Source organism: Pseudoalteromonas sp. 20-MNA-CIBAN-0454 (assembly GCF_040308685.1).
GTDB lineage: Bacteria > Pseudomonadota > Gammaproteobacteria > Enterobacterales > Alteromonadaceae > Pseudoalteromonas > Pseudoalteromonas nigrifaciens.
Window position 1 is genome coordinate 1 of record NZ_JBEOOB010000139.1, and the last position, 304, is coordinate 304.

At 44.4% G+C, this 304-nt stretch carries 1 protein-coding gene; it reads right to left on the bottom strand.

Going from position 1 to position 304, the window contains the following annotated elements; genetic code table 11:
• The coding region (locus AAEZ22_RS18290) for a helix-turn-helix domain-containing protein (protein WP_352298432.1) at positions 1–304 on the bottom strand (304 nt) is incomplete at both ends.

Genomic DNA, 304 nt, shown 5'->3' on the forward strand with positions numbered 1-304 from the left:
GTTATATCTATGCCCTCGGCACTATCTACCAGCTTGTAACGGCCAGCATTGAATAAATGCTCGACTAATTTATCTTTAACCGCTTGCCGTGCCTCTTTAGAAATATCAAGGGTTGGCAACTTACCCGTAAGCAACCAATCAAGGCTACACTTAACGTCTTGCTGGCACGTAACCATTGCATGAAAGGGTATGCGCCTATTGTATATCCAGCTTTTAACTGTGCTAACGCTAGTAAGCCCCAACCGTTTTGTTAGCTGACCTTTTACGTCACGCCCCTCTATTTCGTATGCTTCACACATTCGAT